Origin of the sequence: Methyloprofundus sp. (genome assembly GCF_965251085.1) — a bacterium.
Classification (GTDB): Bacteria; Pseudomonadota; Gammaproteobacteria; order Methylococcales; family Methylomonadaceae; genus Methyloprofundus.
Genome location: NZ_OZ252594.1, coordinates 1,300,167 through 1,323,789, shown reverse-complemented (window position 1 = coordinate 1,323,789; position 23,623 = coordinate 1,300,167). Strand labels below are relative to the sequence as shown.

Genomic DNA, 23,623 nt, shown 5'->3' with positions numbered 1-23,623 from the left:
TTTAGGTGAATCCATTTTATATACTATGGTATTTGAACCTATTTAAAAGGCTAAGCTTCATTAAGTGTTGGTACTATGCTAAGTTATTGTTTTAATTTAGTCATAGTAATAGATAAAGGCCAACTATCATTGGCCTTTAAGTCTTACCAACAGCTAATGCAGACATAGCCATTTAAAATACTAAATGATCTTTTGACAAATTAGAAACAGGGTTATTTTTTGTACTTGATAACTGTATACCCTTTGTTTGAATGGTTTTTTGTTTTTTTCGCTTTAGCCTGTGTAGGGTGTGAAGAATACGGGTTATCACCCATCATCATATGCTTTCCTTTCTCCATCACTGAAGTATTGGGGTTTGAATTCGTCATATGCTTTCCTTTCTTCAACACTGAAGTATTGGGGTTGTCATTATGCATTGTTTTGTCTGCAGCAACTGCAATTGCAGGTAGAAAAGAACTCAAAACAAGTGTTAATATAATTTTTTTCATTTTGTTACCTCTTAATAATTTTAGTAGAAATATTTTTTTTATCAATAACGGTTTAAAGTTCTAAAACCGCATTTTTTATATTGAAAGTCACTAATAAACATTAAGTTTATGTATAGATTGATACACTACATGAGTGTCAAACTTTTCTAGTTTGCCCTCTTTGTAGCTGCATTGATGTTAGCATTTTTCGTAAACGAACAATTTGATATAGATCAAATGTTCCTCAGATAAATTTTCATAGCTATTCAAAACTGTCAATCCGTTTAATTTCTAATAATGCGGAGGCAACTTATTGAAGTTCGGTTTGGCCGAGTGGTTCTATAAACCATTCGGCCTAACCGCGGTCATTTACTCCTCTTAGGTAACTTGGCCCAGATTTTTCTCAAATCCGATCTTAACTTTGATATGGGGTTATTCAGGAAAGTGAAATAAGGAAGAGAAGAGTATCAATTCTTTGCATGACACCAACCTGATTATACTTCGCGCGGTCACGACTGCAGATTTCTAGCGGCTGAGTTTTTTGCCGATAGTTACGTTTCTGAAAGCCTACGTAGCAAGCTATGCGCCAGTTCCAGCGCCCCCGAAACAAGTACGGGGCAGGCTTTGCTATCGACAAAAATCAGATCACGATACAACCGCATCCGTGACCCCGCGAAGTATTCCTAATTTATGCTTAAACCTCAGACATCTTGATTCGCTATCCTGAAAGAAATCCATTAAAACTTAAACTAGGCAATATAATTAAAGGGTTAGGGAATTATTGTCAAATGATTGATATTTTCAGCTAAAGAAATGAAAACGGTACTCATTTAGGTTAAACTAAGCCCTCATATCATACGAGGTATTCAATTAATGCAGCAACTCATGCTCCCAATAATTCCTCAGGGTACGACTATTATAAATGGTCAGGTCAGTGTTGATAACCGAAATGATGAGTGGTTTTATTTCCTCGGCGGTATCCCGATCTATTCTCACCAGGCTGACAATAAGAGATTATTTAGACTTCACACCTCTCAACTCATCAATACCGGTTCCTGTCGTTCAATCGATATTATTACAACCTTTGGTGTCTCTAAAAGTAGTGTTATGCGCTCATTAAGGCAACTACGAGAAAAAGGGGCTGATTCGTTTTTTGAACCTCGCCCGACTCGCAAGGGAGGACCACTCTTTACGCTTGAGGTTTTGCAGCAAGCTCAGGAATATCTGGATCAAGGTATGACGCCTAACGAAGCCGCTAAAGAATTAGGCATCCGGGCAGATACCTTTCGCAAGGCGATCAGTGATGGACGTTTAAAAAAAAGTCTGCCGTATCAATAGACCCCAATGATGGCAGTACCAAATCAGCCCGTGATATTATTGATGCCAGTGCAGCCGAGTCACTCGGTACGGCCTGCACTCGAGTAGAAGAGCGAATCCAGGCGGCTTTGGGTGAGCAGGAAAAGGGAGCCTCAATCGAATTCGAATCCTGTTTAGATGTTCCTAAAGGCGGTGTGTTATGTGCATTGCCCGCGTTACTTAGCAATGGCTTATTAAATGACATTGAGCACCACCTTGGCAAACTGACAGGTTATTATCAAACCTTTCATATCCTATTGCTACTCGCCTTTATGGGACTATGTCGCATCAAAAATGCCGAACAACTTCGCGAGCATGCACCGGGTGAATTCGGCAAACTACTTGGCCTGGATCGGGTTCCCGAAGTGCGCTGTTTAAGAACCAAAGTAAAAGGACTGTCTGATCCAGAATCAGTTGAAAGCTGGGCGGCCGACCTCAGTCGACAATGGATGGAAAATGAACCAGAGGCAGCAGGAACACTCTACATAGATGGTCATGTCCGTGTCTATCATGGACACTTGACTAAACTTCCCAAACGGCATGTTTCACGCGAAAAACTCTGCTTACGGGGTATCACCGACTACTGGGTTAATGATGGTACGGGGCGTCCCTTCTTTGTCGTTGAAAAAACGGTGGATCCGGGCTTACTAAAAACGCTGGAAGAAGATATCGTCCCCCGATTACTCAAAGACATTCCGAATCAACCGAGTGCACAAGCATTACAGCAAAACAAACAAGCCTGTCGTTTTATCCTGGTGTTTGATAGAGAAGGCTATAGCCCCGCATTCTTTAGAAAGATGTGGGACAAGCATCGTGTCGCTTGCATGACCTATCATAAATTTCCCACCGAAAATTGGCCACTGGACAATTTTTCCAGTCAGGAGATCACCCTACCGAGTGGTGAAAAAGTCATCATGAAACTCGCCGAACGAGGCAGTCTGGTTGGAACCAAAAAACAGGCGATGTGGATGAGAGAAGTGCGCAAGTTGACTGATTCTGGTCACCAAACCAGTATTATTACCACAGCCTATGAACTAGAATTGACGGCTGTTTCTGGGCGAATGTTTAGCCGGTGGTGCCAAGAGAACTTTTTTAGATATATGAAGCACCACATGGGCTAGATATGCTACAGGAGTATGGAATAGAGCCACTATCCGATACCCAAAAGGTGGTCAACCCTGATAGGCGCCAACAGGAAGGACAGCGTAATTCGATACAATCCAAACTCAATTACCGTCTATCTCGATTTGCAGCGATGGAACTTCATCCGGTGATTAAAAAAGATGAAACGGAAGATGTGAAATACAAGAAATGGGAAAGAAAACGAGCAGAATTACTCGAAGAAATAGAGCATTATGAAAATGAACTAAAAACCATCAAGGAAAAACTAAGCCAAACGCCCAAACACATTACCTGGCAAGAGTTGAGAGACGAAGATAAGTTCGAACAGCTTCTGCCAGGGAAAAAGCGGCTGATAGATACTGTCAACATGATCGCTTATCGGGCAGAAACAGCAATGGCCGCTCTGCTAACCTCACCGACAATCGACTTTCCGATGGCAAGGCAACTATTACAAACGCTGTTTGTGACAGAAGCAGATATATTACCCGATGAAGTAAAAAAACAACTTCGGATACGTGTGCATAGTACTTCCCGACCTGCAAGTAATAAAGCAATAGAAAAGTTATTTGAACAACTCAATCAAACGGAACTCAATTATCCAGGAACCGATCTGCGCTTAATTTATGAGCTGACTTCATCCGCAAAAAATTAGGAAATGGTCTCAAATTAGTTTCGTCTGAATCAAGATGTCTGAACCTAGAAAAATCAGTTGAGCGCGAATTTATAGTGCAAGATATTAAATTAATACAATACTTTAAAAAAATTTTAGCTTCACCCATAGGTTAAACGGACATTTTTTGGAAGTGCGGTGAAATCAAGAGCTTGTGCTAAAACCGTGAGCAACTGATTTTTCTAGGTTGAATAGGTTATGGAAAAACCTGACACTTGTGTGTTGTGCTTTTGGACTGCAAAGATTCGCGGAAGAAGGTGATCCCCATCCGGTGTAATACATCATTTTTTCTATCGAGGCCTTCGCCTACAAGAGACTATCAGCCCCGTACGGGGCTGATAGCAGCTTTTATTTGAAAAACCACCATGATAGTAGGTTTCTTGCTAGTGGATATGCTATATCAATTATTTAGCCCAAGCATGCTTATGAAATTCTAGGTGCGAATTAATAAAGCTAGAGATAAAATAATAGCTATGATCATAGCCTTCTCTAAAATTAACACTAAGTTCTTGGTTATGCTCAGAACAACAGTCTGAAAAATTATCAGTCAATAACTCTTTTTCTAAAAACTCATCAGCTTGGCCTTGATCAATTAAAATTGAGTGCGGGTGTTTATGTTCAGATTTTATAAGTTCGCAAGCATCATATTGCGCATATTCTGATTTATTACTTAAATACCCGGCAAATGCTTTTTGCCCCCATGGGCAATTCATTGGATTGACAATAGGCGAGAATGCAGAAATCGATGCAAATTGTGTAGGCAACGTTAAGCCGAGAATAAGTGCTCCGTGCCCACCCATAGAATGACCCGAAATAGATATTTTAGTTTTATCTATTTTAAAGTTATCTGTTAAAACTCCCGTGATTTCTTTAGATATATAATCAAACATTTTGTAATGTTGATTATAACCTTCAGTCGTTGCATTAAGATAAAACCCAGCAGCTGAACCAAAATCCCAAGACTCATGCTCTTGTGGAAGGTCTAGTCCTCTAGGTGAGGTATCTGGACAAATAACCATCATGTTATTTTCAGATAAATACTTTTGAGCACTTGCTTTAGTAATAAAATTTTCTTCATTACACGTTAAGCCTGATAACCAAATCAAACAACCTTCAGGGTTATCGCCTGGTGGCATGTAAACTGAGAAATTCATTTTAGTTTTAGTGATTTCTGAGTCGTGCTGATAAATAGCAGTTTCTCCACCAAATGACTTATTAGCTTTTAATTTTTCTATGTTCAAAATATTTCCTTATTTATCAAAAATGATGACTGAACGAATTGCTTTGCCGTCATGCATATAATCAAATGCAGTATTGATCTCTTCTAGGGGCATTGTAAATGTAACAAAATCATCAAGATTAATATCACCAGACATGTATTTATCAACGTAACCAGGTAGCTCTGTTCTACCTTTAACACCACCAAATGCAGACCCTTTCCAAACCCTACCTGTTACTAATTGAAATGGACGCGTTGAAATTTCCTTTCCTGCGCCTGCGACACCTATAATAATTGATTCGCCCCAACCTTTATGACAACACTCTAAAGCCGAACGCATTAAATCAACATTACCCACACACTCAAATGAATAATCGACACCACCATCCGTTAACTCAACGATAACTTCTTGAATTGGGCGGTCATAGTTCTTTGGATTAACACATTCTGTTGCACCAAATTTCTTAGCCATTTCAAATTTATCTTCATTGATATCAATAGCGATAATTCTTTTTGCTTTAGCCATTTTAGCGCCTTGAAGGGCTGCTAAACCAATGCCGCCAAGTCCAAAAATAGCAACGGTTGAACCTTCTTCTACTTTTGCTGTATTAAGCACTGCGCCTATACCTGTCGTTACACCACAACCTAATAAACAAACTTTATCAAGCGGTGCTTCAGGATTTACTTTAGCTAAAGAAATCTCAGCAATAACGGTATATTCAGCAAAGGTAGAGGTTCCCATATAATGAAAAATAGGTTGACCATCTTTAGAAAAACGTGAAGTTCCATCCGGCATTAATCCTTTACCTTGAGTTTCTCTTACTCTTTGGCAAAGGTTGGTTTTACCTGAAGTACAATATGAACATTCGCCACACTCAGGAATGTATAGAGGAATAACGTGGTCACCTTTTTTTAAACTGGTAACACCCTCGCCCACTTCTTCAACAATACCACCACCCTCATGACCTAAAACAACAGGAAAAATGCCTTCAGGGTCATCACCAGAAAGTGTAAATGCATCAGTATGGCAAACACCAGAAGCCATGATTTTAACTAATACTTCACCTTTTTTTGGACCTTCTAAGTCGATTTCTTCAATTTTTAAGGGTTCATTAGGGCCCCAGGCTACAGCAGCTTTAATTTTCATACTTTTCTCTTTTTTAGTTTAAATATTATGATGAATTGCGATCATTATATCAGCGTTTTTTGCCTATTTTATATATACTTCGCGCGGTCACGGATGCAAATTTCTAGCAGCTGAGTTTTTGCCGATAACTACCTTGTTGAAAGCGTTACGTAGCCAGCTATGTGTTAGTTTCAGCGCCTTGCTTTTTAATATGGTAAATAAGATCTTTATTACTCAAATATCCATCCATGTCATAGGCACTGGGAATAATCAATACATCCAGTTTTAAATCATCATATATAGTTTTATCTGCGACAATTTTAAGCCCTTCTTCTGATACTACCGTTTTATTTTCAGCCGTAGAAATAACTTAGGCAAATCGCTGTAGGTTTTATTTCATGCTCGTTGTTTAATCAGCATTCGTCTAGTAATGATAAGCAATCAGGTGTGAGTGTCTTAAAGCCCTAGCTCAACTATTTCCTCTAAGGAGTATCGTGGAATAATATGCTGTGGACAATTTTTATCCCATGTATCCACATTAATAATAAATGCACGCTCTACTCTTCCTTTGTATTCAGATACTGAAAGTTTTTCGACTAGATGAGGATCATCTTCTATGACCTGAGCGGTCCCCCAAATCTTGATTCTGGTTTTATTCGGGTAGTCCATAAGAAACAAAAAGACTTTATTATTGTCTTGCAGGTTCCCATATGAAATATATTGACGATTACCTGAAAAATCAGCAAAACCCAGCGTATGATCATCCATGACTTTTAAAAAACCCTTTGCACCACCGCGGTGTTGTATATAGGGATAGCCATTGCTATTAACCGTTGCCATATAAAATGAATCACGTTCTGCAATAAAACCGGCTAACTCCGGTGTAATATGATCAGGCCACCAGTCTTTCTCAACTCTTGCATAAGAATTTCTAGAACCATGACGGGTTTGTATCGCTTTAACATTGTCTGTAAATGCAATATCACTGGCATACTGTTTCATGATGTTCTCCAAACTATGGAACGTGCTCGAAATAAGTTGGGCAACTGTAGGGTACGCATCGCGTACCTTTAGCAATAGTATGCGGTGCATACCCTACAAGTTATATTGGTTCCGTCTTAAGTGAATCGCCTTAATTTTTGTACTTAAGAAAATAGTGGATATGTTCAGCAATTGACTGACTATCTTCTTCCAGAGCAAAATGTCCTGTATCCAATAAATGAAACTCAACATTTTTTAAATCTCGTTTGTAAGGATGAGCTCCAGCCTCAGGGAAAATTTCATCATTTTTACCCCAAACAATTAAAGTCGGTGGCTGATGTTTACGAAAGTATTCCTGCCATTGTGGATACAGTGGTGGATTTGTTCCGTAACTATAAAAAAGCTGTAGTTGGATGGCATTATTTCCTTCTCGATCCAATAAGGGTTGTACGTGATTCCAGGTATCAGGACTAATGTCTTCTACGTTGCGCACACCGTTAGTGTATTGCCATTTAGTCGCACCCAAGGTCAATAGAAATCGCAGTGCTTCATCGTTGGTCATATTGGGTTTCTTGTAAGCCGCTTTTACATTTTTCCACCAGGCGTTGTCTAGTCCTTGATTTACTGCCCCACGGTCTTTCCAATAGGCTTTAATCGGTTCCCAAAAGTTATTATCTATGCCTTCATCATAAGCATTTCCATTCTGGATAATCAGTGATTCAACACGTTCTGGATATTTTGTTGCAATACGGAACCCAATCGGTGCGCCATAATCCATTAGATATAAACTATATTTTTTTAACCCTACTGTATCAATAAACTTATCGACTACGTTGGCGAGGTTGTCAAAGCTATAGTCAAATTTATCAACGGCAGGCGCTGAACTATATCCATAACCCGGATAATCAGGCGCAATAAGATGGTATTGACCAGATAATTCAGTGATTAAATCTCTGAACATATGAGAGGAAGAGGGAAAGCCATGCAATAATAATATTGTTGGATTATTAGGGTCTCCTGCTTCTCGGTAAAAGATATCTAAACCATCAATTTTGACAGTTTTATATTTGATACCTAAATCCTGCAAGCCCATATTTTGACTCTCATTAACCTGTCTAGCTAAGTGGTTATTAGGTTTTTACTGCCGCTTTGCCAGCCCTCTTTGTCCAACCGATCAAAATATCCAGATTTAAATCATAAATAGAGGAAATTTTTTGTATCGTATGGATATCCCCCGAGCCCAAGGCAATAAACACCCTGCCAACGTGCCATGACCTTTTAATCAAAGTGACTTAACTTCGGTTAATGTTAAGCGAGTAACCCCACCTTAACCCAATCATCCCATTCCTGTGGATAGAGCGGATCTGCAGATGTTCTGACTCTCAGCTGATTATTGCCTGTGAGTAATTTTCCAGCCACCCGAATCAGATAAGTACGAAGTGTATCCGGCTCCCATTGGCACAACGTTTTGTTGCCACTCAATTGAGCCATCCAGCGCACGGTATTGTAGGCAAGAACGGCGCAATGAAATAATGCGGCATTAGCCAGAAATTGATTCGTTCTGATTTTACCTAAACCCATTTGTGATTTTGCTTCTTCAATCCATGTTTCGCACGTCGCTCGTTCACCATACTTCTTATGTGTTTGCCAAGGCGATAGAGGTTCAGTTGTTACATAACAAAAATAGTCATATTCTGCCGTATCCCAAAGCTCGGACTGAGGTCCTGTCACTTGTTTAGGTTGCTTTATCCTGACCGCGACAAACTGACGAGAGCGAGACCAGCCACCACAACGATATTGAAACTCGCTCTGCTCCCAACCGGGTCGGCCTTGTATGGCTGTCCAGGCCTGTTTGGCCAGCAATGCGTTCAAATTCTTAAGTTTAACCTTTATTAGATACCCATGCCCTCTGGTATCGAGAAATTCAAGCAAATCACCGACAAAATAACCACTGTCACCGCGAAAAATAATGCGCATCCGATTGGGCAAGTGTGCAAGTAACTGTTTGGTAAATTCTACAACACCATTGCTTGTAAAGGCATTGCCTGTCCGGAACCAGGCTTGTAAAATTTCTTTTGTTTCCGCTAGAAAAGCGAGTTGTGGATGGTATGAACGGGCACCTTTCTTTTTGGGGTTGAAGCCTTTGGCACTTCCTTCTTGTCGACCACAAACGGTGTCCACAGTTGAATCGACATCGACCCACTGGACGGATTGTATGCCAGTTTTCGATTTTCCGGAACGAAGCAATCGCCGCCAGTGTTGACCACGCAAAGTATGCGTGAGCGTTTCAAACTGGCTTATCTGCCTATCACTTACTTCTTTAAAGATCCGTAAAATTGTGGTTTCAACAGGAATCTTTATCCAGCCAGCTACTTTGCGCAGTACGCTATCTGCCCATACGGTCGTCACCTTTGCCATTGATGTTGCTCCCCCCATCATGCCAACCAACGTCAATAGAACCACATCAGATAAGTGATGGTCTGCATTTTCACCCCGCCGATGTGGAACGCTTTGTTTTACGGTTTTTTCAAAACCTATCCTGTCTAAATATTTCACGACGGGAATCAGTCCCGCCTGGCTTGTCAATCCATGTGCTGTAGATGTCATTTTTACCGTTCGGGTACGGTTTCTTACGTGAGATGAGGATTTTGATACTTTAGAGGGCTTCATTAAAACAATGAGATAGTGAAATCAGGAAAATGATATTATATCATTGTTTAATAAGGAGTTTTGTGGATTATTATGTATAATGCTTGCAGGATTTAGGTGATACTTTGAGTTGTTTCTACTGCGTAAGTTGCTTGTGATAACCCAAGGTTAATGACCACACTGATCAAAATTAACTTTAATAGGGTTGCTACTGATGTTTTCATGGTTGACTCCAAAATAGGTTAAGTAACAACCTAACTATTGCAGGAGTTGTGCCAAAAAATTAATATCAATTAAATCATTTTATAACAGCAACTTACACAATACATTACTGGAAACAAAAAGCCTTAGCTACGGTAAGACAAACGAAATATCGTAAATGAACGATATTCTGTTACTTTATATCGAACTTTAACATTCAGATCTGTATCTACCGCTAAACGCTTAACCTGAAAAATCAGTTGGGCACGGAATTAACGTGCAAGATATTCAATTAATATAACACTTTCAAAAATCTTAGATTCACCCGTAGGTTATTCGGACTTTTTTTGCAAGTACTGTGGAATCAAGAGCGTGTGCTAGAAACCGTGAGAAACTGATTTTTCTAGGATTAATGGCTGTGGTAGCAAAGTTCGCGCTGATCATTTGTTTCGCACGCTTAAAGTCGACTCGAAAAAAGTGAAGACAATTATAAGCAACTTGTAGATGGGCAAAGGTCTTTTTCGTGCCCATCTTTACATAGTGCAGACCCACACCAATTTCAATACTGTTGACTTAAGAATAACCCCCTTCTCCAGAGGGAGAAGGCTGGGATGAGGGGATTATAAATGCTTGATTTTATCCCCCTCACCCAACCCTCCGGCAAGAGAGGGCTTAAGTTATTTCATGCGCTTTCCTTATCAATATAACACCCTGATTTTGTGCAGTAGTTAATTTGTTGGCTACTTTCGCTGATTTTCAATTGCTTCATACTGAATGCTCTTCGCCGCCCGGTTTCTTTTTACCTGCTGATCCAAGTAACTACCTGTAAAAGCATCATCAAGCTGCTTTTCCATTTCTTCCAGCTTGTCTTCTACCTCTGGTGTTGCCAATATAATATGGCTAGTCGTTGCCGCAGCATCTCTTTCCTGACGATATTCATTAATTGCTTGTTTGGCTTTATCTTTTTTACCTTCTCGGATCCACACACTTAATTGTTTTTTCATTCTACCTAAATTATTCTCTAACCAGCTTTCTTGATACACCTGTTTATCAATTGATTGCTCTGCCTGTCTGCGAAATTCTGGCGCAAGTATAGCCAAAGCCAAAGCTTCTCGACTAACACTGGCTTGTCGTTGTTGACCACGAACCTGATAATTCAAGTTGATTTTAGCTAAAGACACAGTCCCTATATCTGCAGTTGGCACTTTAAATGTCATCACAAAATGCTTCTGGACATTGGCCAATATTTGTCCCGTTGTCACCTTAATTGTTGATTTACCTGTGTGCGCTATGGGATAACCACCCGCATCAATTAATGTCACTCCCTGCCCTAACTTTATTTCCATTAAACTACTATTAGCATAGATATTCCGTGTATCCTGTAAATCTCTGGCAAGAATAGCCGTCAAGCCAGATAGGTCCTCCAGATAGGAGTAATTTCCCATCCCGTAATCGGCTAACTTGGCCATCAGACTTTCATTAAATCCTAATCCCATTCCAATGGTCGATAACACCGCGCCATAATGTGAGGCTCTAGCGGCTATTTGTGCAAGCTGGTCGGGATGAATAATGCCTTGATTAGCCTGACCATCCGAGAGCAGTAAAATCTTACGTGCACGACCACTCTGATTATTTTCTAATAACCCTATTGCAGCATTTAAGCCCTCTCCCATATTAGTGCCACCCGCCGATTGAATTGAGCTAACCAGATTATTTAAATACCCTCTCGTCCCTTCTGTAATGTGAACCAACGGTGATTGCACCAATGCCTTATTGGCAAATGAAACCAGGGCAAAGCGATCATTTTCATGCAGCCTCCCTAAGATATCCCAGATAGCCGCTTTTGCATATGTCATTTTTTTAGCTTCTGACATGGAACCACTGCGATCCAGAACGATAATAATATCGCTTGCACCTTGCTGCGGATGCCTATGATTTATTTCTGGAGGAATAAGGATAACATCTACAAACACCGTATCAGCTCCATGCTGAACTAGTTTACTTTGCGATACTTTGGTATTTATCTGAATGGCATTTTTATTATAACTATCTGTCTGAGCAACACTACGCGCCCAGCTTGTTGGTGTTGCTATAATGATTAATAAGGCTAGTGTACGGGTTACTTTATATAAGGCTTTCATTTTCGCTCTCCTGTTTTGTGGCGTGTTAATAGCTTAACTAAACAGCAGGCTTTATTTTAGGCATGAAAATGTAAAATTTTGACGTAGTTTTTTACATAGGTTTTACAATTGATTCATTAAATATGGTTATTATGAACAGAGAATCTTATACGTACTTTGCTAACACCTATCAATTTCATGAATTTAATACTCTATGAATGCTAAACACAAGCTACTGATTGTTGAAGATGAACAGGCCATTTTACAAGGGCTTATTGATGTCTTTGTGTTTCACGGCTTTGAAGTAGATGCTGCTGAAAATGGCAAAATAGGGCTAGAAAAAGCATTAACAGGAAACTATGCATTAATACTCCTGGATGTCATGTTGCCGTTTATCGATGGTTTTACCATCTGTAATAAAATAAGAGATCAAGATAAACAGCAGCCCATTATTATGCTCACAGCAAAGTCATCAGAAGAGGACATTATTACTGGGCTAACATTAGGTGCTGATGATTACATCGCCAAGCCTTTTTCTGTAAGGGAGCTGGTTTTACGTGTACATTGCGTACTAAAAAGGTCACAACTACACGAGCATGAAAATAGCATACTTCAGATAGGTCCAATGCAAATTGATAGCGCTAACCTGATACAGATTAATACCAATCAACCCTGTACTTTTTCTCGGCGGGAATTAGATATATTGAATTATTTACACAGCAATTCACAGCGCCCGGTATCTAGAGAAGAACTGTTACAACATGTATGGGGCTATCAACAAGCGGATGCTATTGAAACCCGAACCGTTGATATCCATATTGCCAAATTGCGACGCAAAATAGAGATTGACTCAAAACAGCCACAATACCTGGTGACAATCCGGGGTGAAGGTTATCAATTATTAACATGAAAAGTCTTCCTTTAAACCCTCAGCAACAAAAAAAACGTTTACGCTGGATATTACTGCTTTTTTTTATACTTTTATCTCTTCCGGTTTACTATTTATTGCAGACAGTTTACGCACAGCTGGAAAATGAGGCCTACTTTACATCCCGCCAGCGAGCAGAAAACTTAGTTGACCAGATAGAACAACGCTTGCAACAAATTCTGCAAATAGAACAAAACCGCCCTATTGCAGAATACAGCTTCTTTAATGTTCTGCAGAATCCTCTGCTTTCTGAATCAACAGGCGTTAAATTCTCTCCCTTATCTGAAATTCCACCAAAATCGGATATTAAGGGGCTGATCGGTTTTTTCCAAATTAATACAGATGGCTCATTTCATCTGCCAGCGCTACCAGAATTAGAACAAAATGATATTTCAGGTTTAAGTCTTGCTGAGCTGGAAAGTCGCTTGCGCTTAAAACAAACATTACGCGACTTGTTATCACTCAAAATACCTGAGTCCATAGGGGAAATTCGTGCCCAGGCAAGCAAATCTAACGCACAATATGAACAAGCAGAGATGGATGCTGAAAGCTCGCATTATAGGGATGAGTTTATTCAGCAACCTTCTGCATCCACAATGCCAGCTTTGCAAATACAAAACAGCTTAGATGATAATTTATATGCTGAAGGTCAAGACCGGCAAAGATTGAGTAAAACGGAAAAAAAGTATAAAACCCGTAAAGAGATAGTTCAACTACCCGACCAGGCTATGGCAAGTAGCTATTTTAAACGCTCTAAGCAAGAAAATGAATTGCTAGTGGTTGAGCAGGAGAACGCAGTCATTAGTAAGCTGGATAAAGATAAAGGAACTATTCTTTCGGCTAAAACGGCAATTAATGTGCTAAGTTTTGAAAGTGAGGTTACGCCGTTGCAACTGCTATTAATAGGCCAGGACTATTTTTGTTTTTATCGCTATATCTGGGATGATCAACAGCGTTATACGCAAGGGTTTATCATTTATAGCGCTATCTTCCTGACTGCACTCACTCAATCACTGGCACAAACAGACGATTTCAGTAGCCTGGTATTTCTTCAGCAAGAAAAATTATTGCTGAAGATGAGTTTCAGTAAACAAGAACAAGAGCAAGAAACCCCCATATACCAGCGCAGGTTAACCATGCCTTTGCAAAAAATGGAAATTATTGTTAGTGCAAATAAGTTACCCAGGATACCAGGTAGCTTACTGATTGATTTATTAGCTATATCCACGCTTGTAATATTTATTCTGGGCTTTAGCGTATTTTATCGCTTAGGGAGCAAACAAATCGATTTGGCAAAACAACAGCAAAATTTTATTTCAGCGATCAGCCATGAACTTAAAACGCCTCTAACATCAATTAGAATGTATGCCGAAATGTTGCGTTCCGAATGGGTAACAGATGAACATAAAAAACGGAGTTATTACGATTTTATTTTTTTTGAAAGTGAACGACTATCGCGCCTGATCATCAACGTATTGCAACTGACAAGGCTTACTCACCAAAAACAACATTCAAAAATCATTACTCTACCTGCATTAAATTTATTCAAGCGTATACCATCCAAAGTAGAGACTCAGATTCTGGCCTCTGCATTCCAATTACGTATTTTTCCGCCGTCTAAATCACTGGGACAAATTAATATTAAAGTAGATGAGGATGCTTTTTTTCAGATCATTATAAATCTGGTGGACAATGCGCTTAAATTTGCTAAACAATCTGATAAAAAGCAGATAAACATGGGTATTGAATTAAGTAAAAACAAACAGCAGATTATTTTTTCTATACGTGATTATGGGCCAGGCATAAAAAAAGATCAGCTAAAAAAGGTTTTTCAGTTATTTTACCGAGCGGGAAACGAGCTAACCCGTACCAGCCCAGGAACAGGCATAGGCCTGGCTTTAGTCGCACAACTGGCTGATACCATGCATGCTCGTGTTGTTGTTAGAAATACTCAGCCTGGAACTGAGTTTCAAATTAAAATACCTGTGGACTAAGGTTTTTCTGTTGCTTTACTAGAAAAGAGTTGATATTTTTACTTCTGCTTATCAAAGAAATGAAGTGGCCATGTATCCCAATGCTGTTGAGTTAAGCCCTCTCTTGCTGGAGGGTTGGGTGAGGAGGACAAAATCAAGCATTTATAGTCCCCTCATCCCAACCTTCTCCCTCTGGAGAAGGAGTTTATTCTTAAGTCAACAGCATTAAGGTCACAACAGCATTAGGTTCAGACTCTAATGCTGCTTACTTAGGAACGCGCATGAAATAACTTGAGCAAGTTCATGCGTAAATTTAATTATAAAATCATTGTAACGTTGGTTAAAAAAATAAGTTTTGTTTAAAATCATCCAAACGAAGTAAGCTTGTGTCTCAATAATTTATAATAATGAATTCTGAATTTATTCTCACACTAGGCAGATAAGCTTGTTGATATTAACAGATAGCATTATAGGTTGGATTATAAATACAGCCCATCGTTTAAAAGGCTCGGTACGTCGTATATTCATGGCTGAAACGGTGGAGCTACTAGGCTCAGGTGGTGCAAGTATTGCTGAAGAAAAACTAGGATGGAATAGAGGCACTATCCGAAAAGGACAATATGAACTTGAAACTCAGCCCATAGAAGATAATTTTTCAGCGAGAGGGCGTAATAAAAGTGAAGAGCATTTTCCTCATCTACTTGATGACATAAAAAAAATTGCTGAACCGGAGTGTCAAACGGATCCCTCTTTTAATTCCTGTCGATTATATACCCGGCTAACGGCTAAAGAAGTTAGAAAACGTTTACTGGAGATTGATTATTACGATGAAAAAACATTACCTTGCTCAAAAACTATCAATACAAAATTAAATGACCTGAGTTACCATCCAAAAAAGGTACAAAAAACAAAGCCTCATAAGAAAATCAAGGAAACGGATGCAATTTTTGAACAAGTTCATTCAGTCAATGGAATGGCAGATATCAACCCAAAAGAGATTCGTATATCAATTGATGCCAAAGCAAGAATGAATATAGGAAATTTTTCACGGGGAGGACGAAATCGGGTTTTAACAAAAGCAGAGGATCATGATTTAGATGTTAAGGAAAAGTTAACTCCTTTTGGTTTTTATCTGCCTGAACATGATGATTTTTTCCTTTTCTTTACAGCAGGCTATGCCAGCAGTGATTTCATCGTTGACCGATTGGAAGAAATTTGGCCAGAAATTCAAGAAAAATATGGAGTAGATATTCTGACACACACGCTGACAATGGTATGGAGAACAGTAGCTCCAGAACTCAGTTTATAAAAAGGCTTGTGGAGTTTGCTGAAAAAAGCAACATAAAGATAAAACTGGCCTACTACCCTCCTTATCATAGTAAATATAACCCAATTGAACGAGTATGGGGAGCCTATGAAAATCATATTAGTGGCGACATAATGGATACAGTTGAAACAACTTTAAAATTTGCCAAAAGTATGACCTACAATGGCAAAGCACCTATTGTTAAATTAACAGAAAAAATATATGAAACAGGAGTAAAGGTAGGTAAAAAAGCAATGAAGACGTATTATCAGTTTGTTGACCGAATGCCATCGTTGGAGAAATGGTTTTTGACCATTTCTCCTGGTTGTTCTGGATGATTATTTCTTTCCATCTCCCTTATCCTAGGGCAGCGTTAGTGGTGCTGATACTTATACGCTTTATTGGGCACCCTGGCCGGGAGTATCCCCGATTAATTCTTATGCTATGGGATTAAGTACCAGCCTTTCAGTACAGATAGGCACTTGTGAAGCTTATTATGTTGCTGTGACCGCATCTAAAACGGTGATTGTTCCAGTAATTGACCCTGCAACGGGGGATCAACTGATAGAGGTAGACCCAGTGACAGGCGAAGAGATTCCTGTATGGGAAAAGCAAACGATTGAGAGTGCTTATTCGAACATAGGTATCGTTAAGTCGGTCAATCCATCATTTTTTCCTATACGGACTTGTGGTGGTGCTTTAGCTGGTAATTCCTGGGAGTTCTTATTGAATGAAGGACAGATTTTAATCGACTCTGCAAAAAAGTTTAGTCCTGGCGATATGAAGTTTAACTCAGGCACTATATGGATTGATACAGGCACAGTGCAATTTGTAAAAATGTCATCTGGGACTTATGTCAGAGGGGGTATTGATGTAGGTAGCCATAGTGCAGATAGTTATTATGATCTTGTTCTATCTCCTGGTAATGATGCGTTTGGTAATAAAATATCTGAGGTTTATGTTGATCAGTTCATAGAGGATATGGGGATTGGTTTATCAGGTCAGGTTGAGGTGACAGCTATTATTCAGGATAACCCGATAAACCCCATAAGTTTCCCATTAACGCGAACTGACCTTCATACCCTTTCTGCTGGAACAGTAATTGGTAGTAGTAAGCATTCTGCTACAAAAAGTTCTATCGATGTATCAATAACACAACCCATCGTTGATAACAGGTACCTGGATACAGAAATTGATTTTAATTCAACCTGGACACTAATTGGGAAAATGAATTCAATTACTGTATTGGGTATCGCTTATTACAATATTGCTGTTGTTGAGAATGTTATTAGCGGTCAATATATTGGTTTAAATGGTGAGATTGAGGAACAGAACCGGGTTATAACATACAGGCTCTCACGAGGTGTGGGAATGGTTAAGAGCACAGGAGCATTTTTAGTTGATGAGAAAACCTTATTGGTCGAACTGGAAAACTATACTGTTCAGAATTAATGATGGAACACAGTGATGTAATATTTAATCTGAACAGGATGCCCTTTCTTGATTTTGATTCAGCCGCTCGCATGAGGGATTTGTTGATTAAAGAATCTGGTAAATTTTATCGAGTTGAGCAGTATGAGCGTGAAATTGATGATATGACCGGGTTTGTTGTTATCAGGAACGATGCTCTCCCCTGTTATATATCCCAGGGTACTGACCAACCAATAGATGAGAATGCAACAAGTTCTGTTGATGACATTGAATCCAGCGTAGCAAATAGCAATGCGATTGATGTCCGTGAATATAGACCCGCGTTACGCTCATGTTTCATGTATTTTCCCTTGTTTTTTGCATGTCTTTGTCTGTTTGTATTTGCGTATGAACTCTGGTCGCTAATCTTGTCGATTATTGGGGTTGATGTGTTTTCCGATGTGGTTAACATGGGATTACTGGTGCAAGTATCTCAGGCATTGGCTGTAGCCATATTATTTTTTAATCTGCTTAGTATGCTGTATAGCTACTATTCCATCGTGTTGATTGTTGATAATGAGGGGGTGTCATTACGTAAAGGTATTGTTGCACGGGAGTTTATTAGTATACGATTTCCTGAAATCAAGACAATTGGCGTTAAGCAAGGTATTTTGGCGAGATTGTTGAATGTGGGTAATCTGGAGTTTGCATCGTCAGGCTCTGATGGTGTTGATATTATCTTTTTAAATGTCGTCAGCCCTGGTGCAACCAAGGATTTTATTAACAATCAAGTTAAAAATGCAGCATGAGTGATTTGTATTTATGCGAAAAACCGAGTCAAGCCAAAGATATAGCGAATGTATTAGGGGCTAAGCAACGGAAGTATGGCTATTTTGAAGGTGGTGGCAATCTGGTAACGTGGTGCTTTGGTCACTTGCTTGAGATGGCTAGTCCAGAGGATTATGACTCTGCATTTAAAAAGTGGCGTATTGATGACTTACCTATCATTCCTGATCAATGGGTGTGGAATGTGCGTAAGGATGCTAAAAAGCAATTTTTTATCATCAAGTCATTGTTCAGCAAGGTTAATACGGTAGTGATTGCAACCGATGCCGATAGAGAAGGCGAAGCTATTGCACGAGAGGTTATGGATAAAGGCGAGTGGCATGGCGATGTAAAACGACTCTGGTTATCTGCGCTTGATGAATCCAGTATAAAAAAAGCTCTGGATAATATGCTGCCTGGAGCACAAACATTAGCAATGTATCATGCTGCTGTAGCAAGGTCTAAGGCTGATTGGTTAGTGGGTATGAGTTATTCACGCTTGTACACCCTTTTAGCTCAATCATCCGGTGTAGCCGGGGTTATGTCTGTTGGCAGAGTGCAGACACCCACCTTAAATTTAGTATTAGAACGTGATCGGTTAATTGAGAGTTTTAAATCCCTGCCCTACTTCGATGTTTTAGCAAGTTTTACTAAGGGTAATATCAACCTGCGTGGAAAATGGAGTCCACCCGATGATATCTGTGATACGAATGGCCGCTGTATCAATGAATCTTCGGCCCAGTCTGTTGCAATAAAATGCTTAAATCAGGAAGCAGAGCTTATTTCTTATGTCACGAAAAAACATGCTGAGCTTGCGCCTTTGCCGTATAAATTATCGGCACTACAAAAACATGCATCCCGGCTTTTTAGTATGGGTGCCCAGGAAGTATTGGATATTGTTCAAGCTCTCTATGAAAAGCATAAAGCGACAAGCTACCCCAGAACAAACTGTGCTTATTTGCCGGAATCTCAGCACAGTGATGTTGCTGAGATTATCAGATCATTAGGCAAGCAAGGTCATTATGGTGAATTAGCTAAAAGTTCTGATGCAACGATTAAGTCAAAGTGCTGGAATGATAATAAGATTTCAGCTCATCATGCGATTATTCCTACTTCTGTCACAGTAGATACGGGTAAGTTTAGCAATAAGGAAGCGTTAATCTACGATTTAATATGCCGTCGTTATCTAATGCAGTTTTATCCGGCGCATGAATTTGATCAAACTCGTATTGAACTGATAGTTTGTAATTTCTTGTTTGTAACAAAAACCCAAGTCAATCGAGTAATGGGCTGGAAATCTATTGAGAAAATGGGCAACGACAACAAAGCGAGTAGTCATACTAAAGCAGTGCCGTTGTTATCAAAAGGGGATTTATTGTCAGTTTCTGATGCAAATGTTGAGCATAAAAACACAAAGCCCCCTGCTTATTTCACGGAAGGCACATTAATTGATGCAATGGAGAATATAGGTAATCAGGTAACGGATCCTGATTTTAAAAAATTGCTTAAAGAAACGTCCGGCATTGGCGAAGAAGCAACTCGTGCAGGTATTATTGTTACCTTATTAAAACGAAATTTTATTCAAAAAAAGGATAAAAAGCATCTAGTAAGTAGTGCCAATGCCAGAGCATTAATAGATGCACTTCCAGATCCCATTAAAAGCCCGTTGATGACTGCAATATGGGAGCAAGCACTGGATGAAATTGCACAAGGAAAGCGTGATGCAGGCAAGTTTGTAGATGATCAGGTGAGAACTGTTACTCTTTTAGTTGAGCATGCTAAAAGGAGCGTTCCTGAGAGTTTTGTTAAGGTATCTGAATCAACAATAAAATATGATTGTCCTGAATGTGGGCAGCCTCTTTTTAGGCGTAAATCAACTAATGGGCCAGGCTTTTTTTGGGGCTGCTCCAGTTACCCAGAATGTACAGCAACCTTACCTGACAATAAAGGGACACCGGGTAAAAGTCGAAAGGAGCAGAAAAAAACGGGAAAAGGCTGTCCAGAATGTGAGGATGGTGAGTTAATTGAGCGTGTGATTAAAAACGGTAAAAAGCAAGGTAGTAAATTTTTAGGGTGCTCAAATTTTCCTGAGTGTCAGTTTACGGAGTTTCTTCGTTAAGAGCGTATTAGTTCGCTATACCGCTACTGTTCTGTTAAGAAATAAAGAGAGAATCTACGCCTTATCTTATTGAAATAAAATGTATAAATACTTAGGTAAGCACTATTAGCCCCTGCCTCTGTTTTAATAGCCATTAAAAGCATTTGATGATTATTTTGTTGTCGAAGTAGCCCAGGTTATCTTATCCACCAACTTACCAAGACTCAGACTCGAGCCCCTGGCCGGTGGAAATTCTTTCAAGGTTGCCAATTGCTTACCAACTATCTCTTGCGCAGGCACCATCAGATACATTCGATCTGCCCACCACTTTGTATACATATCGGATTGACTATCGAAACGCTCATAGGGATCTCGACGCAGGTTAGTGATCAGTGGCCAGCTTGGGGTTTTGTGCCAGGCGGTAGGTAAGTTACCCCACATCTGGGTAAATGTGATCTTCCATTCGCCGACCCGAATAGCGTTCAAATCACCATCACCGCTGAAGTAGAAAATCTCTTTTCGCACACCAGCCCCCTTACCCGTTAGCAAATCCATCTGATTATAGCCATCAAGATGCGCTTTGAAGGTCTTGCCGTCTGCTTTAACGCCACCTTTCTTCAGCTTTGCCTGAATATCGGTATATTTACCCCCGTTGGCCGCTGCCAGCAAAGTGGGCATCCAGTCCTCGTGCGCGAACACGTCATTGATAATTGTGCCAGGTTTAATTTTTCCGGCCAGCGCACCAGCTGTGGTACGCGAAAGCCGCCTTCGCTGGTCAGGCCTTTCTCGTCTTTAAAAGGATGATTACCGCCCTGTGGCCAGGTAAATATCTCGGCACCGTTATCCGTCGACCAGATAATAGCGGCGGCAAAAATAGGGCGATTAATAAAGAAATTCATGTACGGTCGTTTCCTGACATGTGGCGTTACATCTTTAACATTAGCAACTGGACTCAATCATATCTAATTATGACGATATTCTATCTTTTATAGTGATTACTTACTATGCAGTTTTCGTAAGCGACCTGTACTGCCATCAAGTTCGGTAAGCAGTTACTGGCATTGCGTGCTGTTACCCAGGGAGGGACGCAGGTCTTTAGCCGTCATTTTCGGCTACTACTGACATTCCAGATTGCTTCAAACGAGCAATCAGCACTGCAATCGCCGGATTAGCACTGAGCCCGTGCGCAATGATGCTAAACAATATCGTGCAAACCACGGTGCTGGTGATGATATCACCACCGGGCAAGTTCTTTTCTATTACCATCACGCCAAATACAATGCTGGCCAGTCCGCGTGGGCCGAACCAGCCTATAAATAGTTTTTCATCGCTACGAATTCCGCAACCGGAAAGTACCAGAAAAACCGGTAGCATACGTACTACAGTCAGACTAAGTACCGAGTACAACACTACCTGCCAGGTAAAATCACCGATCGCCTGGCCCACTACCGCGCCACCGAACGCTACCCAGGTGATCAGTGCCAGAGTATCGCTAGTCCCTTCTGCTGCAAGCAATAGAGTATTTTTTATATGCTTATGCTCCCGAGCAATCCAGTTAAATAGCAAGCCTCCGGCAAAGCAGGCAATAAATCCGCTACCACCGAGAATCTGTGCCAACGCAAAGCAGGTCAGTGCCAGTGCGATCACCGGTAGTTGTCGCCAGCTTTGGCTAATCCAGCCATACCCGGAACATTGCCTGATCAACAAACTGCCAACAGCAGTCAGTCCAATACCCACGCCGACACCGATGCCGATCTGTTCGGTGAGTAGCTGTAGCACCAGCTTCGAAGTACTCTCTCCCTCAGCGCCCGTTCCAGTGCTTGCAGCAAGAGCCAGAAAGACCAGCAAGATCGGTACACAAATGCCATCATTCAGGCCACTTTCCACATTCAGACTCTCGCGAACCTTGGACGGTACCGATTCATTGCTTACTACCGCCTTGCCCAGAGCGGCATCGGTCGGTGCCAACATAGTTGCTAATATGGCAATCTCCAGCAGGGTCAGCCCATCGAACACGAGCATACCTACACCGAATCCTAGCAGAATAGTCAACGGTAGCCCAACTAATAGTAGACGTCTAGGTATGCGAATGCTGTTTTTAAGCACAGTAAGCCTTGCATTGGATGCATCAGTAAACAGCACTAAGCCAAGAGTCAGTTCTGCCAGTGAGCGCAGCAATTCTCTATCCACGACCATGTCCATAAAACCAAGCCCGACAGGAAGACCGAAACCAAAAGGTCCGAGAGCTATTCCGAAAGCCATAAAAACTAAGGCTCCATTAATCGGCGTACGCTCAAGTCCTCCGGCAACAATACTATAGAGGAACACGAAGGCGGCGAGAGTCGCTAAAGGTACATACATTATTTAAAAGTCCTTGATGTGATGGTACTGTTCTAGCGGGATCGGCCAGATTTTTTTTAGACAAGATTAACATGATTGTTTGGCCACAATTATTTATTTCGCCATTTATCATTTGCCAATTACTTTAGCATTCAGATTTTCTTACACTGGTGTAGAGGAAGGTATTTCTGATCAAATGAGGGAATAGATCAATTAAATTCAGCTTTCTCTATTTTTGCGAAAACTGCATAGTGATATCGATACAAACTTGTTATGATCATGCTGAACATTGCTGATGCCCTGACTGAGCAAGGTATGGCAGATATTGATATAGCGCATATATACGATTTTCTGACGCACTATGTCTACGACGATAACTCGCCCGACCTGACTGCGCTTTTGCGTACTAACGCTGCTTATCGTGGCTTTCGTTGTCCATTCAAAGAACTACCTCAGTGCCGAGGCTGGGAACCTGGCTTCAGCAACCGCTATTTCACTGAAGATATTCCCTTGGGCTTATGTATTTATAAAGTCGTTGCAGATATAGTTAATGTCGCTACACCGACTATCGACAAGGTCATTATCTGGGCACAAAGCCATATGGGCAAAGAAAATATTCTGAATGCTACACTCTCGGGCCGCGATGTTATAGAAACTAGTGCCCTTCAACGTTTTGGCATACACTGTGTTGAGCAGCTTTAAAACACACTTTTGTGTTTCCACTTACGACTTAAGCATTGTAAAATAAACTGTTTTTTACATATTTAATACGTCCCACTCATTATCCACGAAGCCCTTATTTTAGGTGATTTTATGCTCTCAAGAAATAAAA

The 23,623-nt window shown here is 40.4% G+C and carries 17 protein-coding genes and 1 pseudogene; 9 read left to right on the top strand and 9 right to left on the bottom strand.

What is annotated here, in order from left to right; genetic code table 11:
* Window positions 1–212: 212 nt before the first annotated feature.
* Entirely contained in the window at window positions 213–488 is a 276-nt protein-coding gene (locus ACQY3F_RS06010; RefSeq protein WP_428354004.1) for a hypothetical protein, read from the bottom strand.
* A gap of 852 nt (window positions 489–1,340) precedes the next feature.
* On the opposite strand from ACQY3F_RS06010, the gene ACQY3F_RS06005 reads away from it, so the two are divergent.
* Both ACQY3F_RS06005 and ACQY3F_RS06000 read left to right on the top strand, forming a co-directional pair.
* Window positions 1,341–1,805 (top strand): hypothetical protein, encoded by a 465-nt coding sequence (locus ACQY3F_RS06005; RefSeq protein ID WP_428353676.1) that lies wholly within the window; start codon window positions 1,341–1,343, stop codon window positions 1,803–1,805.
* 107 nt (window positions 1,806–1,912) lie between these two features.
* A pseudogene (locus ACQY3F_RS06000) lies at window positions 1,913–3,597 on the top strand (putative transposase).
* Window positions 3,598–4,019: 422 nt separating this feature from the next.
* Here ACQY3F_RS06000 and fghA read toward each other — a convergent pair.
* The 6 genes from fghA to ACQY3F_RS05970 form a co-directional block, all read right to left on the bottom strand.
* The gene (gene fghA / locus ACQY3F_RS05995; protein WP_428354003.1) at window positions 4,020–4,856 is read right to left on the bottom strand and encodes an S-formylglutathione hydrolase; all 837 of its coding nucleotides are present in this window, start codon (window positions 4,854–4,856) and stop codon (window positions 4,020–4,022) included.
* A gap of 9 nt (window positions 4,857–4,865) precedes the next feature.
* The gene (locus ACQY3F_RS05990; RefSeq protein ID WP_428354002.1) at window positions 4,866–5,981 is read right to left on the bottom strand and encodes an S-(hydroxymethyl)glutathione dehydrogenase/class III alcohol dehydrogenase; all 1,116 of its coding nucleotides are present in this window, start codon (window positions 5,979–5,981) and stop codon (window positions 4,866–4,868) included.
* 435 nt (window positions 5,982–6,416) lie between these two features.
* Window positions 6,417–6,962 carry a pyridoxamine 5'-phosphate oxidase family protein gene (locus ACQY3F_RS05985; protein ID WP_428354001.1) on the bottom strand — a complete coding sequence of 182 codons (546 nt, stop codon included), beginning with the start codon at window positions 6,960–6,962 and terminating at the stop codon, window positions 6,417–6,419.
* Window positions 6,963–7,092: 130 nt separating this feature from the next.
* Window positions 7,093–8,034: an alpha/beta fold hydrolase gene (locus tag ACQY3F_RS05980; RefSeq protein WP_428354000.1), complete on the bottom strand. Its 942-nt coding sequence runs from the start codon at window positions 8,032–8,034 to the stop codon at window positions 7,093–7,095.
* Window positions 8,035–8,249: 215 nt separating this feature from the next.
* The gene (locus tag ACQY3F_RS05975) at window positions 8,250–9,611 is read right to left on the bottom strand and encodes an IS1380 family transposase (RefSeq protein WP_428353999.1); all 1,362 of its coding nucleotides are present in this window, start codon (window positions 9,609–9,611) and stop codon (window positions 8,250–8,252) included.
* A 920-nt stretch (window positions 9,612–10,531) separates the two neighbouring features.
* Window positions 10,532–11,932: a vWA domain-containing protein gene (locus ACQY3F_RS05970; protein WP_428353998.1), complete on the bottom strand. Its 1,401-nt coding sequence runs from the start codon at window positions 11,930–11,932 to the stop codon at window positions 10,532–10,534.
* Between the two features lie 193 nt (window positions 11,933–12,125).
* Here ACQY3F_RS05970 and ACQY3F_RS05965 point away from each other — a divergent pair, with 193 nt between their 5' ends.
* The 6 genes from ACQY3F_RS05965 to ACQY3F_RS05940 all read left to right on the top strand — a co-directional run bounded on the left by ACQY3F_RS05965 (window position 12,126) and on the right by ACQY3F_RS05940 (window position 20,472).
* Entirely contained in the window at window positions 12,126–12,821 is a 696-nt protein-coding gene (locus ACQY3F_RS05965) for a response regulator transcription factor (RefSeq protein ID WP_428353997.1), read from the top strand.
* A 95-nt stretch (window positions 12,822–12,916) separates the two neighbouring features.
* Window positions 12,917–14,833 carry a sensor histidine kinase gene (locus tag ACQY3F_RS05960; protein ID WP_428353996.1) on the top strand — a complete coding sequence of 639 codons (1,917 nt, stop codon included), beginning with the start codon at window positions 12,917–12,919 and terminating at the stop codon, window positions 14,831–14,833.
* Window positions 14,834–15,260: 427 nt separating this feature from the next.
* Window positions 15,261–16,456 (top strand): ISAzo13 family transposase gene (locus ACQY3F_RS05955; protein WP_428352995.1). Its coding sequence is split into 2 segments (ribosomal slippage): window positions 15,261–16,068 and window positions 16,068–16,456, totalling 1,197 coding nucleotides; the frame shifts between segments, so codons are not numbered across the junction.
* Between the two features lie 106 nt (window positions 16,457–16,562).
* Window positions 16,563–17,570 carry a hypothetical protein gene (locus ACQY3F_RS05950; protein WP_428353995.1) on the top strand — a complete coding sequence of 336 codons (1,008 nt, stop codon included), beginning with the start codon at window positions 16,563–16,565 and terminating at the stop codon, window positions 17,568–17,570.
* Window positions 17,570–18,337, top strand: coding sequence for a PH domain-containing protein (locus tag ACQY3F_RS05945; protein WP_428353994.1), 768 nt, complete (start codon window positions 17,570–17,572; stop codon window positions 18,335–18,337). The genes ACQY3F_RS05950 and ACQY3F_RS05945 overlap by 1 nt, the downstream gene beginning before the upstream one ends.
* Entirely contained in the window at window positions 18,334–20,472 is a 2,139-nt protein-coding gene (locus ACQY3F_RS05940) for a DNA topoisomerase III (RefSeq protein WP_428353993.1), read from the top strand. Before ACQY3F_RS05945 ends, ACQY3F_RS05940 begins: the two co-directional genes overlap by 4 nt.
* 150 nt (window positions 20,473–20,622) lie before the next feature.
* Here the strand turns inward: ACQY3F_RS05940 and ACQY3F_RS05935 are convergent, their stop codons facing one another.
* Together ACQY3F_RS05935 and ACQY3F_RS05930 are read right to left on the bottom strand one after the other, a co-directional pair.
* Window positions 20,623–21,129, bottom strand: a complete 507-nt coding sequence (locus ACQY3F_RS05935; protein WP_428353992.1) for a hypothetical protein — start codon at window positions 21,127–21,129, stop codon at window positions 20,623–20,625.
* 417 nt (window positions 21,130–21,546) lie between these two features.
* Window positions 21,547–22,812, bottom strand: a complete 1,266-nt coding sequence (locus ACQY3F_RS05930) for a cation:proton antiporter (RefSeq protein ID WP_428353991.1) — start codon at window positions 22,810–22,812, stop codon at window positions 21,547–21,549.
* 252 nt (window positions 22,813–23,064) lie between these two features.
* Here ACQY3F_RS05930 and ACQY3F_RS05925 point away from each other — a divergent pair, with 252 nt between their 5' ends.
* Window positions 23,065–23,493 (top strand): NAD/NADP octopine/nopaline dehydrogenase family protein, encoded by a 429-nt coding sequence (locus ACQY3F_RS05925; RefSeq protein WP_428353990.1) that lies wholly within the window; start codon window positions 23,065–23,067, stop codon window positions 23,491–23,493.
* Window positions 23,494–23,623 lie beyond the last annotated feature (130 nt).

Coding starts and splice junctions, on each gene's coding strand:
- ACQY3F_RS06010 (WP_428354004.1), bottom strand. CDS start 488: ATGAAAAAAATTATATTAACACTTGTTTTGAGTTCTTTTCTACCTGCA.
- ACQY3F_RS06005 (WP_428353676.1), top strand. CDS start 1,341: ATGCAGCAACTCATGCTCCCAATAATTCCTCAGGGTACGACTATTATA.
- ACQY3F_RS05990 (WP_428354002.1), bottom strand. CDS start 5,981: ATGAAAATTAAAGCTGCTGTAGCCTGGGGCCCTAATGAACCCTTAAAA.
- ACQY3F_RS05985 (WP_428354001.1), bottom strand. CDS start 6,962: ATGAAACAGTATGCCAGTGATATTGCATTTACAGACAATGTTAAAGCG.
- ACQY3F_RS05980 (WP_428354000.1), bottom strand. CDS start 8,034: ATGGGCTTGCAGGATTTAGGTATCAAATATAAAACTGTCAAAATTGAT.
- ACQY3F_RS05975 (WP_428353999.1), bottom strand. CDS start 9,611: ATGAAGCCCTCTAAAGTATCAAAATCCTCATCTCACGTAAGAAACCGT.
- ACQY3F_RS05970 (WP_428353998.1), bottom strand. CDS start 11,932: ATGAAAGCCTTATATAAAGTAACCCGTACACTAGCCTTATTAATCATT.
- ACQY3F_RS05965 (WP_428353997.1), top strand. CDS start 12,126: ATGAATGCTAAACACAAGCTACTGATTGTTGAAGATGAACAGGCCATT.
- ACQY3F_RS05950 (WP_428353995.1), top strand. CDS start 16,563: ATGGGATTAAGTACCAGCCTTTCAGTACAGATAGGCACTTGTGAAGCT.
- ACQY3F_RS05945 (WP_428353994.1), top strand. CDS start 17,570: ATGATGGAACACAGTGATGTAATATTTAATCTGAACAGGATGCCCTTT.
- ACQY3F_RS05940 (WP_428353993.1), top strand. CDS start 18,334: ATGAGTGATTTGTATTTATGCGAAAAACCGAGTCAAGCCAAAGATATA.
- ACQY3F_RS05935 (WP_428353992.1), bottom strand. CDS start 21,129: ATGCCCACTTTGCTGGCAGCGGCCAACGGGGGTAAATATACCGATATT.
- ACQY3F_RS05930 (WP_428353991.1), bottom strand. CDS start 22,812: ATGTATGTACCTTTAGCGACTCTCGCCGCCTTCGTGTTCCTCTATAGT.
- ACQY3F_RS05925 (WP_428353990.1), top strand. CDS start 23,065: ATGATCATGCTGAACATTGCTGATGCCCTGACTGAGCAAGGTATGGCA.